Raw genomic sequence first — 13,979 nt, forward strand, 5'->3', positions numbered from 1 at the left:
TAGTTTGATAAGCACACCACTTAGGTTAAACTAAATAACTATTTATCAATGTTATTCAACTGCCTGCAAATAATGAAAAATAAAGCGCAAACGATCACTATTTTTGATGTTGCCAAAGAAGCACAAGTATCAAAATCAACAGTATCACTGGTGCTTACCCAAAGTGATAAAGTTAGTGATAAGAGCAAACAAAAAGTGCTGCTGGCTATAAATAAGCTCGGTTATGTCTATAACCGTGATGCAGCTGCACTTAGAAGCCGGCGTTCAAACCTTGTGGCTTTAGTGATAAACGATTTAACCAATCCCTATTCGGCGCAATTAGCGGTGGGCCTTGAAAACCATATATATTCACTCGGCATGCTACCAATGCTAGTTAATACAGGTGAAAGTGTTGACAGGCAAAACCAAGTAGTTAAAACACTGAAAGAATATAACGTAGCTGCGTTTATTATGTGCCCCGCTCCAGGTACCGAGCAGGTATGGGTTGATGAATTAATAAATAGTGGCTTTCCCGTCATTAACATTATGCGCGAAGTGCCCTTTTGCAGCGCCCCCACTATTTTACCCGACAACAAAAAAGGCACTCACCTTGCTGCAAGTCATATTTTAGCACAAGGCGTTACCGATATCGCATTTATAGGAGGGAATAGCGACATTTCAGACTATCATGAGCGCTTAAGTGGCTTTAAGTCAGCCCTTGCGCAGTTTGCTATAAAGGACGAAAAACCGATAATAAGTGCCTTTCCTAATCGCCAAGGCGGTCGCGAGGCATTTACCAAATTGTACTCTCAAGCACCCAACATTAAAGCTATTATTTGCTTTAATGATGTTATTGCGTATGGCGCCATTGAAGCTATTCGACAACATGGCTTAACACCCGGAAAAGATATAAAAGTGGTTGGCTTTGATGACTTAGAAGACTCGCGTTTAATGTTGCCTTCGCTGAGCTCTGTCAATATCAGCGCTGATGAAATTGGTAAACGCACCTGCCAAGCACTCAATGAACTGCTATCATATTCAACCCCTGCTGTACGCACTTTGGTTGATGTCACCTTACAAATTAGAGATTCCAGTCAATGAAAAAAGTCTTGGTAATTGGCTACGTGTGGCCAGAACCTAACTCATCTGCTGCGGGCACACATATGATGTCGCTATTAACCAGCTTTAAACATCAAGGATGGAACGTAGAATTTGCCAGCCCTGCACAAAAAACTGAGCATATGGTCAACCTTGATGAACACGATATCAGTAGCGCTACTATTGCCCTAAATTGTGCAAGCTTTGATGAATATGTTAGCCAATATGCACCAGACATCGTTATGTTTGATCGCTTTATGATGGAAGAGCAATTTGGTTGGCGTGTTGATAAACACTGCCCTCAAGCGCTTAAAATACTCGATACCGAAGATTTACAATGCCTGCGTAACGCACGCCACGAAGCTCATAAAGCAGGTAGAGAATTCAACCACAGCGACTTACACTCTGATATAGCCAAACGCGAAATTGCCGCCATTTTACGCTGCGATTTAAGTTTAATTATCTCAAGTTATGAAATGCAATTACTTAGTGATGTATTTAAGGTTGATAGCCGTTTATTACATCACCTACCTTTTATGGTCGATTTAAAATCCCTCCCAAGCAGCACAAAGTCATTTGAGCAACGCCAACACTTTATGACTATTGGTAATTTCCGCCATGCTCCAAACTGGGATGCAGTGCTGTATTTGCAAAAAATTTGGCCACTTATACGTAAGCAATTACCCACTGCTGAACTGCATATTTATGGCTCATATCCGCCGCCCAAAGCGACCGCACTTAATAATCCTAAAACAGGTTTTTTAATTAAAGGCTGGGCCGAGAATGCTTTTACAGTAATGCAAAGTGCTCGAGTGTGCTTATCACCACTGCGCTTTGGCGCAGGTATTAAAGGTAAGTTGCTCGAAGCGATGATAATGCAAACCCCCAGTGTCACCACTAATATTGGCAGCGAGGGTATGCACCATGATTTACCTTGGCCTGGCAGTATTGAAAACGACGCACAACAATTTGCCGATGCTGCGCTTGCGCTTTATCAAAATGAATTGCAATTTAATAATGCACAAACTAAGGGGAAAGCGATACTTACCTCTTTATACGATAAAACCATTTTAGAAGCTGGTTTAGTAAAAAAAATTAATGCTATTAGCAATACCTTGAGCACCCACAGAGAAGCTAATTTTACAGGGCAAATGCTTAAGCACCATACAATGCGAAGCACTCAATATATGGCACAGTGGATCGAAGCTAAAAATAAATAAAAAATAGTTTAAAAAGGCTAGACAGATGTCATTTAGTGTATAAAATCGCCGCCATTAAACCTAGGCGAATTTAGATATATCGCCTATATTTTTTAACTGAATAATTTAATTTATGGCTCAATATACATTTGAAAACAGCAACATTTACTGAAAAACGAAAATTTATCGTTAAACTTGGAAAAATGCTCCACAAATACGGGACTCCTGCGTATCGGTTAGAAGCGCATTTAATGGAAGTTGCGACTTACTTAGGCTTAAAGTCGTCTTTTGTAATGTCACCTACCTCTGTTACTTTTGTGATCTGGACCGACGGGCATGAAGACGAGTATACCCATGTTGCGCGTGTTGATCCTGGTGATCATAACTTGGGTTCATTAGCTGATACTGACGACTTAGTTAACCGTATGCTTAATGATGAACTAAGTGTTCAAGAAGTCGATGTGCAATTAGACATTATTTATGATGCACCTAACCCCTATAATAAGTGGGTGACCGGCTTTGCGTTTGCCACTACAGGCGGTGCATTTGCAATGCTGATGGGGACTAGTTGGAATGATGTACTTTGGTCTTCATTATTAACGACTGTGGTCTATTTATTTGTACTTTGGTCATCACGCTCTAAGCGTGTCGCTCACATGTTAGAGCCATTAGTCGCAATTGTTTCTGCTATGTTAGCATGCGCGATAAGTGTTCATTTAGATGCCCACATAAATATCCGCTTAGTTGTGCTCTCAGCCATTATTGTATTTATTCCAGGGCTTGCGCTGGCGCTTGGTTTAGCTGAACTTGCCGCACGGCATTTAGTTTCTGGCACAGCGCGGGTTATGGACTCATTTATGCAATTGTTCAAATTGTATTTTGGTGCATTTATTGGTATATCAATTGGTTTTGCCCTTTTTGGCCAAACAGATTTCATACAGCCTGAACCGCTCCCACCTTGGACTCCTTGGCTGGCTATATTAATGTTATGTAGCAGCTTGATTGTAATATTTAGAACAAAGTTAAAGCACAGCCTTTGGTCTATTGCCTCTGGATTTATAGCGTACGGAAGTAGCATTGGATCTGCTATGTACTTAGACTATACATTAGGTACGTTTGTGGGTGCTTTTGCAGTCGGAGTATTTAGTAACTTATTTAACCGAGTTGCAAACGCTCCTGCATCTATTGTGGCTATGCAAGGTCTAATTGTGCTGGTACCTGGCAGTAAAACCTATATCGGACTTAACTCCTTTATTGAAGGTCAGAATTTTGTGTCAGCTGATCATATAGGGCAGCAAACTTTTCTAATTTTTATGTCGTTAGTGGCAGGCTTAATATTTGCTAACGTAGCCCTACCTCCTAAAAAAATCTTGTGAAGCAACTGGTTACAATTCCAAAAACATTTTTAGCACAGATTAAAGCTAAATATTGAGATTCGTTTATTGAACGAATAATTTTAGATGTTTAAATCTTAATTAAGTCATAAATAACTTATAAGATGGGAGTCCCAAGAACTTTTAAAATAATCAGGCTACTAATTATCGTTATAGATACTCTGTAATTCAGGTTCTTTATTTAGGTTTGCGTTAAAGTCATTAACGGTCAATAAAACCCTGTTTATCCGCTTCCATGATAAAAACTATCCACGTGTTCATTCTTCTCAATCAATAAAGCTTTATTGATACATAAAAGTCAAAAGTATACGTTTAGTGTATTCCCCAAATAAAGTCGCATTAATCTCTAAGCTGCAACCGCACAATACTATTACAGCTTAGGGGTTAGCGACTTCATCAACGGTCAAAAATACACGCAACGTTTAAAATTGACCATTTCGGCAAACTAACAACCATCAAAGTTCGCTAATAAATAGCACTTCTTTAGGGACTATTAGCTTATACTCAACTCACTGAACATAGTTGGTGATAAGTTTTCACTTTCAATTAATAAGACCAATTTTTAAGCATTCAACGTTTTGATCTGAACCAATAGTTTTGGACACCTCATTAAGTGAGTAAACTAACTCATAGAGGTGAAACATGACAACTAAGACCAAACGTAAATCCTATTCAGAAGAATTCAAAGAAGAAGCACTAAAGCTGGCGAGTAAAGTAGGTTTTGCTCAAGCTGCCAGAGAATTAAGTGTCGCAGAGTCCCAGCTTTACTATTGGCGAACTGCTGCTCTGAAAAAGGCATCTACATCAGATAGAGAAAGTACGTTAGCTACCGAGAATGCTCGTTTGAAACGCCAACTAGCGGTGCAAGCAGAGGAGCTAGACATATTAAAAAAAGCCGCCACCTACTTCGCGAAAAATCAAAAATAACACGATTTGAATTTATGCAAAGCTACCGAAGCACATTCAGCGTTATCAGAATGGCTAAGGTACTTTGTGTATCGCCAAGTGGGTTTTATGCATGGATAAAATCATGTGAGCACGTGTGTAAGCGCAAACAACAACAGCAAATGTTAGATACTCAGGTCAAAGCCGTATTTGTTGACAGTAAAGAGCGAGACGGTGCGAGACGTATCCAAGTCGAGCTGGCGGAGCAAGGGAATAAACATGATGTAAAAACCATCAACAGAAGCATGGGACGTCAGGGTTTAGTAGCTAAAGCAGCTCGTAAATTCAAGTCGACCACCGACAGTAAACACAATTTACCTGTGGCCCCTAATTTACTTGAGCAGAACTTTACCGCCGATAAGCCCAACCAAAAATGGGCAGGTGATATCACGTATCTAATGACCAGCGAAGGATGGCTTTACCTCGCTGTGATTATCGACCTGTACTCGCGCTCAGTGATTGGTTGGTCAATGAGTACACGCATGACATCATCTTTGGTGTGTGACGCCCTGCAAATGGCTATCTGGCGCCGAGGTAGACCTAAAGATGTCATTGTACATAGTGATAGAGGCAGCCAATATGCTTCCCATGCTTATCGTGATTTATTAAGCGAACATCATTTAATGCAAAGTATGAGTCGTAAAGGCAACTGCTGGGATAATGCGTGTGTGGAAAGCTTCTTCCATTCACTCAAGGTCGAAGCCATCCAATATGAGCCTATTATGAACCGAGAAACCATGAGGCAGCATGTATTTGAATATATAGAAATTGATTACAACAAAAAGAGAAGGCATAGTGCGTTAGGCTATTTAAGCCCCGAGAAATTTGAACAACTAAATGTCGCTTAACGAAGTGTCCACTAATGATGGTTCAGATCATCTTGCAAAACGGTATTAAAACGCGCAATTGCAGCTGCGTAACCTTGCGCATTAATGACCTGTTTTGCAAGTGCTAGACCTTGGTGCTTTGCACTCTCTAGTAGCTTAGGGAAGTCTGGGTTGTAGCTGTCATACATACCGGGGTGATTGGCAACTGATTGCTGATACGCTGCTTCAATATCTTGCTTAGCTGTTGCTTGCCACTGGGCAGCTGTGCTTGGTAAGCTTTGCAAAGCGCTATTTTTATCATCTTGTGCAAAAACATTTTGTGCCATTAAAGACATAACGACCACAAGTATCTTAGGGGCCGATTTAATCACCTTTGTCATATAAATCCTTTTTAATTATTATATTCTAACTTACAGATATCTAAGTAGATGGGAATGCTGTTATTTATTGCTGGCCCTATTTTTATACTCAGCTTTAAGGCTATTTATTTCTTTTTCACAGGATTGATAAGCAATTTTATATAAGTCTCTAAACTCTTTTTGTTCATTGTTATTAGTACCTAACTCAACCGTTATGTTCTCAATTACGCTAGTGAGCAAAGACAATTCATCGTACTTTGAATCTTTAATGTTATTACTAGGAATATTCCTTAAACACTCCGAGACTACCAGAAATAAATTAACTTCATTTTTCACTGCAAGATCGTTATTCGATTGTGCAAAAAAGGAAATGAGCGAAATAAAAAATAATATGCATACTTTCATGTGAACTCCCTGCGCTGCATACTAGTATGTTAAATTTTTGTTTGAATTTATTTTTATTAATCAACAAACCATAACTGAGTTACTATTTGCATTCAATCAGTTACTCCGAGTTCAGATCAAATAACGTATGCTAATATTGTTTCTACGTTAACCCTTATTGGTTGTCCACTCTCTACTCTTTGTAGAAATTTAAATTAATAATTCACAAATAGGGTATGAGGCACAGCGCTTAAAAGAAGTAAAAAAGCGCAGCCAGTAGCCACGCTTTACATTACTCAATTAAATTACAGCGTCGCTTAAGTCCTATTTAAAAAAAGCCGAGTGGGTCTTCGCTGTAACTAACCAGCAAGTTTTTAGTTTGCTGGTAATGATCAAGGGCGAGTTTATGGGTTTCGCGACCGATACCTGACTTTTTATAGCCGCCGAATGCAGCATGGGCTGGGTACATATGATAACAGTTGGTCCAAACGCGCCCTGCCTCTATTTTACGGCCAAAGTGGTAAGCACGGTTCATATTACGGCTCCATACGCCTGCACCTAAGCCAAACTCAGAACTATTAGCAAGTTCCAGCGCTTCGGCTTCATCTTTAAAAGTCGACATTGAAATGACCGGGCCAAAAATTTCTTCTTGGAACACTCGCATATCGTTAGTGCCTTTTAACAGCGTTGGCTGAATGTAATAACCGCCATTTAGCTCATCAGAGAGTTGCTCAACATTACCGCCAGTGAGCACTTGTGCGCCTTCTTTTTTACCAATCTCTATATAACTAAGAATCTTATCAAACTGTGCTTTTGACGCTTGCGCGCCCACCATGGTTTCACTATCAAGGGGATTGCCGCGCTTAATTTGTAAAGTGCGCGCTAAAATACGCTCAATAAACTGATCGTATATATCTTCTTGGATGAATAACCGTGACGGACACGTACATACTTCACCTTGGTTGAAGTAGGCAAGTACCGCACCTTCAATGGCTTTACTTAAAAATGAGTCGTCTTTATCCATGACATCGTTAAAGAATATATTGGGTGACTTACCGCCAAGCTCTACACTGGAGGGAATAATGTTATCTGCGGCGCATTTCAAAATATGCGAGCCAACTGGAGTTGAGCCAGTAAAGGCAATTTTAGCAATGCGAGTGCTGGTTGCCAGCGCTTCCCCTGCTTCTTTACCAAAGCCATTTACCACATTTAAAACCCCTGCAGGAAGTAAATCGCCGATGATTTCCATTAACACCAATATTGATGCAGGTGTTTGCTCAGCCGGCTTTAATATTACGCAGTTACCTGCTGCAAGCGCTGGGGCTAGCTTCCATGCCGCCATTAATATTGGGAAGTTCCAGGGAATTATTTGCCCGACTACACCAAGTGGCTCATGGAAATGATAAGCTACGGTGGTTTCATCTATCTCGCCAATACTCCCTTCTTGCGCGCGAATACAGCCTGCAAAATAACGAAAATGATCTGCTGCCAGCGGAATATCAGCAGCCAGTGTTTCACGAATTGCTTTACCGTTATCCCAGCTTTCCGCCACGGCAAGTAGTTCAAGGTTTTGTTCTATACGATCAGCAATTTTTAATAAAATATTGCTCCGCTCAGTCACTGAGGTTGTGCCCCATGCTGCTTTTGCTTCATGAGCTTGATCAAGCGCAAGTTCTATATCCGCTTTATCTGAGCGCGGTATTTTACAAAATACCTTTCCATTGACGGGGCTAATATTTTCAAAGTATTGGCCATTAACCGGCTCAAGCCATTGCCCACCGATATAATTACCATACTGAGGTTTAAAATTAATAAGTGAGCCATCACTACCTGGATTTGCATAGATCATTGTGTGTGTCCTTTATTCAAAATGTTGCTTTTTAATTTAATCGAATTGATTAAGTTTGACGGGAAATTGTTGTTTATTTATCCGCCATTTATTGACATTAGCTCATAACAGGCATACAAACTTGATTACCTGTCCAAAAAACGTGTCTGTGTGTCCAGACATCAAATAGGGAATAATATGACAGCATTATTAACCACTGAAAAAATCATTAAAAAGCGCCAAGCAGTTGATGTGCTTATCGAAAATAAAATAACCTTTGCCTCAGACAATGCTGAGCTGAGTATTTACGACACCTACCAAGATGCCCAAAAAGTGGCGCTGCATTCCAGCGAATTGCTATTTTGTGGCATGATCTGTGGTAAAAAAATCATGCATGTTGGCGACAGTGACTACCACAAAGAGTTCTTACCACAGCAATCATTTGTACTAGCGCCAGAGCAAGGTGTGTTGATTGATTTTCCAGAAGCGTCAATTAAGCAACCAACCACCTGTTTAGCGATTGAAATAAGCCGAGAGAAAATAAGCCAAGTCGCTGATGCACTGAATATGCAGCAACAAATAAGCAGTGATGATTTTTTTCAATACATCCCTAAACTTATCCATGCCGAGCATAATCAACAAACCCAGCAACTGCTGGATCGGATGATTGGCTTATTCAGTGAAAACGAGCAAGATCGTCATTATTTAATTGAGTTGGCTGTTAATGAATTAATCACTCGGCTGTTACAGCAACAAAGCCGCGATTTAATGCTCTCAAGCTGCCAGCAACCACTGATTAGTTGCAGCCTTAATCAGGCTCTTAATTTCATGGCTGAAAACCTAAACCAAACGCTCGATATTGATAAATTATGCAAAATAGCATGCATGAGTCGCAGTAAATTTTATCAACAATTTAAACTCGCCTTTGGGCTCAGCCCTGCTACATACCAACAACAACTACGATTGAAAAAAGCACGACAACTGCTGCAATCAGGCCAGCAAGTGAGTCAAATCTGTTATGAACTAGGTTTTACTAACCCGAGTCACTTTAGCCGTTTATTTAAACAAACGTTTGGCGTACCACCTAAGCACTACAAGCATTAATATGCAGACAACAAGAATTTTTAACTAAACTGAAAATTTTTGTTGACTCAAACGCAATTGCAGATTATTTTCCCGCTGATGTTTTTATCGGCATAAACAATAGCGGCATGCATCCCCTGCACCGTCTGGCGCCAAGCCAACGCACTTTACTGTGTCGCACTTGTGCTAACCCCACCGCGAAAGCCAACAGTCAATATTGCGTACAAAAGCAGTGACTTGGAATATCAGCTATGCAGCTAACATTCTTTGTTTTTGTTTAAGTAATTTGGGCCCTAACACTCAAATACTTTTTATTTTGTGAATACTTAAATGCTTGAACCTTCTGCGTTAAGTCTTGTGCCCCCCGTTGTGGTGGTTATTTTGGCGATCCTGTTACGTCGTCCTATTTTATCTTTGCTGATCGGTGCCTTAGTTGGCCTTGCGATGCTTGACCCTGCAGCCATACTGAGTAACTTTGCTGCGGCATCGTTAAAAGTGATGGTCGATGAAACCATCGGCTGGCTTATACTGGTATGTGGTGGCTTTGGTGCGTTAATCGCGTTATTAGTGCGCACCGGAGGTGCATCCGCTTTTGGCAGTTTTGCACTACGCTTTTGTAAAGGCCCACGTTCATCGTTGATTATGACCTTTTTACTTGGCATCGTGATTTTTATCGACGACTATCTTAATGCGCTCACTGTAGGTGAAACCATGAAGCGCATTACCGATAAATTTAAAATCAGCCGCGAAATGCTCGCCTACGTGGTCGACTCTACTGCCGCACCAATCTGTGTACTAGTGCCTCTTTCAACATGGGCCGTGTTCTTTGGTGGATTATTGGTTGATAATAACATTGCCAGTGAAGGCCAAGGTATTGCTGTGTACATTCAAGCTATACCGTATATGTTATACGCTTGGTTTGCGGTATTAATCGTGCCATTAGTGGTGTTTGGTGTGATCCCTTTATTTGGACCGATGAAAAAAGCACAATTACAAGCGATGCAACAGCAACCGCAAGTCGACCCTACGCAGTACAACGAAGTACAAACTGCTGATGAATACGCAGTAAAAGCCGTTGAAGAAAGCTTTGAAAGTGCAGATAGTCACGGCAAACTGTATAACTTTTTACTGCCAATCATTTTGCTCGTTGCATTTACAGTGTACTTTGAAATCGATGTATATAAAGGCTTATTGGCCACGTTTGCCGTGATCATTCCATTTTATATGCTGCAAAAATTAATGCCCTTTGCCGAAATGATTGAAAAAATGCTCGATGGCTTTAAAAGCATGTTACCTGCGATTGGTACTGTGATCACCGCGTTTATTTTTAAAGATGTTTGTGACCAATTGCTATTACCACAGTTTGTGATTGAATCACTGAGCCCATTTATGACCGCTGGCTATTTACCTGCTGTGGTGTTTTTAGCAATGGCCATTTTAGCCTTTGCAACTGGTTCAAGCTGGGGGATTTTTGCGGTAACTATTCCAATTGTAATGCCACTTGCCGTCGCGGTTGATGCAAATATACCGCTGGTAATTGGTGCGCTGTTATCAGCCTCATCATTTGGCAGCCAAGCATGTTTTTACTCAGACTCAACCGTACTTGCAGCGCAAGGCTCAGGCTGTAACTTAATGAGCCACGCAATTACCCAATTGCCGTATACACTCATTGCAGCTGCCTGTGCATTTGCTGGGTTTTTAGTAATTGCTTAAGCAATAAGATTTAAGAGGAAAGTTGGCAAGGTTAAAGCTTAAAAGCAAACCCATTTAACTACTATTTGAGCCTCTTCAAGCGCGCGCGGGAAATACATGCCCGCGCTAATTTTTTATCAAAAAACCGAATTATAATAACGAAGCTAAATATTTAGTAAAAGGAGCAATATTTTGCTCTACACTGGCCGTTTCTAAGGCTTCCATATAATCACTTCTTCGCTCAACTGGCACAACAGTCCATGAGTAACCACCTGCCGCCATCATTAAGTTCATGATGAACCGCCCCATTCGGCCATTACCATCAAAATAAGGGTGAATATAAACAAAAATAAAATGCCCTAATACCACTCGAACGGCAGGGTTTTCTTCTTCCATTAACAAATCGAAAAGTGCAGGCATCATATCCCTAACTGCCGCTTTGGTTGGTGGGGTATGTTTGGATTTTCTAATATAAACGGGCCCTGTTCGATAACCTGCTAAATCAGATTGCTTGATAATGCCAGCTGCAACACTCGGCCCGAATAAAGCTAAATACCAGTCAGCATGAGTTGCTTCGAATACTTCACCCGCGTTTTCACCATTAAGTACACGTTCAACAGCTAGCTTTACTTGTTGAAAGGCATCCCAATAACCTTTTGCCGCCATTGCATCTAAATGCTTTTTACTGCCATCAGATTGTTCAGGGTTCCAATTACCTGAACGTACATGTTCAATCAATTCATGTGTAACCCGGTAGCCTTCAATTGATAGTGAGTGATAAGCATCGGTAACAAACTTGTCTTCTACTTCAGCCAAGTAGTCCTGAACATTTATTTTAGCGACAGGCACATCAGGAAAATGGGCAATCACATCTGCTCGCATACTATGCCACAGTAAACGAAGTCGATTGGCATAGGGTGAAACTTCACGGCGGCCAAATGTAATGTGTGTTTCATCTTCAAATGGGTCTGTTTCTTTTACTTTAAAATCTACTGCATCCATGCCTTTAATGATGTTATTAGCAATTAAGTCTCTACCAATGTTACGAAATGCCCCAGCCAATCGGCCAGCACTAGCAACATGACCTCCTTCAAGTAATATACTTAATATTTCTGAAGCATCTGTCACCATTGAAAGTAGCGTTCTCATTTGAATGGGCTTTTGTGCAAAGGTAGCTTTAGCACAATGCACTAAGCTTGCTGCCAAGCTATATACCCTCAAACCATCAACGATTGTTAAATGCGCCTGATCTGGCAACACAGAGCGAATATCAAATACAGAAGTATCGTGAAGTAAAGCGGTTGGTTTATTTCGACCTTTAGGCGAGCGTACTAATAACTGAGGTGGAACTGTTTTATCACCAATATGAATTTGTATTGATTGCTCTGGTGATAAACACCAGTTTTGCTCAAGACGCTCATCCAAATACGCCCCACAAAATTCCCAAAAGGACGTATACCAAGCGGTACTATCGCCTTGTTGTTCATCTGGGCTTGAAGGAATATACCAACCTCGCATGACCTCTTTAATGAAGCCATGCTTAGTCAAGCGCTCTCTATCGGTGCGCTCAAGCATTTTCGATTGCACAGCAATAATGCCACTATCTTGCAATAGCTTTAATCGCTCTAGAGAATGAGCAAGCTTTTCTGACACTTGATTCATGTTAACACCATTAGCTTTTGATGAAGTTAAAAATTAGCTTTTAGTGTAACTTTCCATTAGCTTTTAATGCAACAATTAACTAGCTTTTAATGTATATGTGATAGCGTAGAAGAATAATGTTCAAGGAAAAAAGTTAGCGAGGTGAAAGTTAAAAACAAACCTATTTAACTATACAGCCACTCTAATTGAGCAAACAAAGCTGTGCCACTAAACTTAGGTTCGGTGTTTTCTTAAGTTCTTTTCATCAGCTTAGCATCACGCTTTTTTGCGGTTTGATAGTCGCTCAAGCTGTCGATGTTTGAGGGTGTAATACGTTGAAGATGCAGTGGGCAATTCCTTGCAAACTGACTGGACACTGTAATGTTTGAAACATAATATTTAATCTGGTGGACTTTTCAAGCTGATAGTAAGTAGTCCGAAACAGCCGCTTACTAAATTACTAAAGCTTTAAAGCTAACCTTTTAGGGTAACTAAATGGTTGGCATTCAACGCATTTTATTTCATGTGCATCAGTATGCGCGGGATTTATTATAAAATTATATTCATCTGAACAAACAGACGAAGGCACTTGCAGTACCGCTTCCCCCATACTCGTTAACCAGTCGCTACCCACTATTTGGGTTCTTAATATATAAGGGTGATCATCCCAGTCACTTGGTAGTTCAGATACAACCAAGCGTTTAATTTTCAGTTTATCAGGTATTAATATCGATGTGACTGATAGTTGCTTGTTAAGTATATCTGTAGAGTCATTCACTAACCTCTCAAGCATTGCAAGTGAACGGCTACTTGCTGTATAAACAACAGGCTTACCGACCATATGCCATCTACCTTCTGCATAAAGCCCACCTATGCCTGACAGTGCGTTATTTACATTGTTATGTTCAGTTGGAGCAATCCTGTAACAAATCATCAAGCAGTGAATCCATACTCTAGCCCATTAATAATTCGCTTAATTAACTCACGACCGCGAATGGTATGTAAAAATTCTTTTGGCGCTTTGCCATCGAACTGTGTATGAGCAGTATTCAACCACTCATTCCAACGTTTTACATCACCGAAGTATGAAATACCTATAGATGACAAACGTGCAACTTCCAATGCATTTTGACTTAAGTTAATACCTAAACGTTTGCGCTCTTTTACATGTCGTTCTAATGTCCTCGTTGTAGTACCAATAGTCTTAGCTATTAGTTTTTGTTCCCATCCAAGTGATTTACTAAGAAGGAAAATGGACGAAGCTTTCAAGCCTGTAGTAGCAACAGTAATTTCTTCTAGTGCATTAGAGTTATTAGTGATTAACCCACCACTCACTACTTTTATAAAATCAAACTTTAAAGTTTCCATAAACACCTCCACGACAATTGTCGCTAATTATAGTGCCAAGTGTCAAAACTAGCAAGGTAACATAGCGCTATTCGCTGATAGCTGATAGCTGATAGCTGAACGTGGTGGCCGCTGGGGTTCTTGCATCTCATACTACAAAGGCTTTTTCTAATTCTGTATCAGCCTAATGTAAAGTACTCTTT

General features: G+C 40.4%; 12 protein-coding genes. 6 read left to right on the forward strand and 6 right to left on the reverse strand.

The window, feature by feature from the left end; genetic code table 11:
- The first annotated feature begins 72 nt into the window (after positions 1 to 72).
- The 4 genes from ACT3S9_RS18835 to ACT3S9_RS18850 all read left to right on the forward strand — a co-directional run bounded on the left by ACT3S9_RS18835 (position 73) and on the right by ACT3S9_RS18850 (position 5,463).
- The gene (locus ACT3S9_RS18835) at positions 73 to 1,080 is read left to right on the forward strand and encodes a LacI family DNA-binding transcriptional regulator (RefSeq protein WP_441835935.1); all 1,008 of its coding nucleotides are present in this window, start codon (positions 73 to 75) and stop codon (positions 1,078 to 1,080) included.
- Positions 1,077 to 2,297 carry a glycosyltransferase gene (locus tag ACT3S9_RS18840; protein WP_441835936.1) on the forward strand — a complete coding sequence of 407 codons (1,221 nt, stop codon included), beginning with the start codon at positions 1,077 to 1,079 and terminating at the stop codon, positions 2,295 to 2,297. Before ACT3S9_RS18835 ends, ACT3S9_RS18840 begins: the two co-directional genes overlap by 4 nt.
- Before the next feature lie 128 nt (positions 2,298 to 2,425).
- Entirely contained in the window at positions 2,426 to 3,652 is a 1,227-nt protein-coding gene (locus tag ACT3S9_RS18845; RefSeq protein WP_441835937.1) for a threonine/serine ThrE exporter family protein, read from the forward strand.
- Positions 3,653 to 4,312: 660 nt separating this feature from the next.
- Positions 4,313 to 5,463 (forward strand): IS3 family transposase gene (locus ACT3S9_RS18850; protein ID WP_086957897.1). Its coding sequence is split into 2 segments (ribosomal slippage): positions 4,313 to 4,568 and positions 4,568 to 5,463, totalling 1,152 coding nucleotides; the frame shifts between segments, so codons are not numbered across the junction.
- An 11-nt stretch (positions 5,464 to 5,474) separates the two neighbouring features.
- Here ACT3S9_RS18850 and ACT3S9_RS18855 read toward each other — a convergent pair.
- From ACT3S9_RS18855 to exaC, 3 genes are all read right to left on the reverse strand, one after another.
- Complete coding sequence (locus tag ACT3S9_RS18855) at positions 5,475 to 5,822, reverse strand: hypothetical protein (protein WP_444751149.1); 348 nt, start codon at positions 5,820 to 5,822, stop codon at positions 5,475 to 5,477.
- Between the two features lie 60 nt (positions 5,823 to 5,882).
- A complete protein-coding gene (locus tag ACT3S9_RS18860) occupies positions 5,883 to 6,206 on the reverse strand; it encodes a hypothetical protein (RefSeq protein ID WP_441835789.1) in 324 nt (107 codons plus the stop codon).
- 307 nt (positions 6,207 to 6,513) lie between these two features.
- Positions 6,514 to 8,034 (reverse strand): acetaldehyde dehydrogenase ExaC, encoded by a 1,521-nt coding sequence (gene exaC / locus ACT3S9_RS18865; protein ID WP_441835790.1) that lies wholly within the window; start codon positions 8,032 to 8,034, stop codon positions 6,514 to 6,516.
- Between the two features lie 177 nt (positions 8,035 to 8,211).
- On the opposite strand from exaC, the gene ACT3S9_RS18870 reads away from it, so the two are divergent.
- Both ACT3S9_RS18870 and ACT3S9_RS18875 read left to right on the forward strand, forming a co-directional pair.
- Positions 8,212 to 9,117, forward strand: coding sequence for a helix-turn-helix domain-containing protein (locus ACT3S9_RS18870; protein WP_441835791.1), 906 nt, complete (start codon positions 8,212 to 8,214; stop codon positions 9,115 to 9,117).
- A 309-nt stretch (positions 9,118 to 9,426) separates the two neighbouring features.
- Positions 9,427 to 10,809 carry a Na+/H+ antiporter NhaC family protein gene (locus tag ACT3S9_RS18875; RefSeq protein ID WP_441835792.1) on the forward strand — a complete coding sequence of 461 codons (1,383 nt, stop codon included), beginning with the start codon at positions 9,427 to 9,429 and terminating at the stop codon, positions 10,807 to 10,809.
- Between the two features lie 129 nt (positions 10,810 to 10,938).
- Here ACT3S9_RS18875 and ACT3S9_RS18880 read toward each other — a convergent pair whose 3' ends face one another.
- The 3 genes from ACT3S9_RS18880 to ACT3S9_RS18890 all read right to left on the reverse strand — a co-directional run bounded on the left by ACT3S9_RS18880 (position 10,939) and on the right by ACT3S9_RS18890 (position 13,797).
- Positions 10,939 to 12,450, reverse strand: a complete 1,512-nt coding sequence (locus ACT3S9_RS18880; RefSeq protein ID WP_441835793.1) for a Fic family protein — start codon at positions 12,448 to 12,450, stop codon at positions 10,939 to 10,941.
- Between the two features lie 439 nt (positions 12,451 to 12,889).
- Positions 12,890 to 13,363 (reverse strand): RES family NAD+ phosphorylase, encoded by a 474-nt coding sequence (locus tag ACT3S9_RS18885; protein WP_441835794.1) that lies wholly within the window; start codon positions 13,361 to 13,363, stop codon positions 12,890 to 12,892.
- Positions 13,363 to 13,797 (reverse strand): antitoxin Xre/MbcA/ParS toxin-binding domain-containing protein, encoded by a 435-nt coding sequence (locus tag ACT3S9_RS18890; protein ID WP_182717572.1) that lies wholly within the window; start codon positions 13,795 to 13,797, stop codon positions 13,363 to 13,365. Before ACT3S9_RS18890 ends, ACT3S9_RS18885 begins: the two co-directional genes overlap by 1 nt.
- Positions 13,798 to 13,979: the final 182 nt, after the last annotated feature.

Source organism: Pseudoalteromonas sp. AOP31-A2-14 (assembly GCF_052378035.1).
GTDB lineage: Bacteria > Pseudomonadota > Gammaproteobacteria > Enterobacterales > Alteromonadaceae > Pseudoalteromonas.

Coding starts and splice junctions, on each gene's coding strand:
- ACT3S9_RS18835 (WP_441835935.1), top strand. CDS start 73: ATGAAAAATAAAGCGCAAACGATCACTATTTTTGATGTTGCCAAAGAA.
- ACT3S9_RS18840 (WP_441835936.1), top strand. CDS start 1,077: ATGAAAAAAGTCTTGGTAATTGGCTACGTGTGGCCAGAACCTAACTCA.
- ACT3S9_RS18855 (WP_444751149.1), bottom strand. CDS start 5,822: ATGACAAAGGTGATTAAATCGGCCCCTAAGATACTTGTGGTCGTTATG.
- ACT3S9_RS18860 (WP_441835789.1), bottom strand. CDS start 6,206: ATGAAAGTATGCATATTATTTTTTATTTCGCTCATTTCCTTTTTTGCA.
- exaC (WP_441835790.1), bottom strand. CDS start 8,034: ATGATCTATGCAAATCCAGGTAGTGATGGCTCACTTATTAATTTTAAA.
- ACT3S9_RS18870 (WP_441835791.1), top strand. CDS start 8,212: ATGACAGCATTATTAACCACTGAAAAAATCATTAAAAAGCGCCAAGCA.
- ACT3S9_RS18875 (WP_441835792.1), top strand. CDS start 9,427: ATGCTTGAACCTTCTGCGTTAAGTCTTGTGCCCCCCGTTGTGGTGGTT.
- ACT3S9_RS18880 (WP_441835793.1), bottom strand. CDS start 12,450: ATGAATCAAGTGTCAGAAAAGCTTGCTCATTCTCTAGAGCGATTAAAG.
- ACT3S9_RS18885 (WP_441835794.1), bottom strand. CDS start 13,363: ATGATTTGTTACAGGATTGCTCCAACTGAACATAACAATGTAAATAAC.
- ACT3S9_RS18890 (WP_182717572.1), bottom strand. CDS start 13,797: ATGGAAACTTTAAAGTTTGATTTTATAAAAGTAGTGAGTGGTGGGTTA.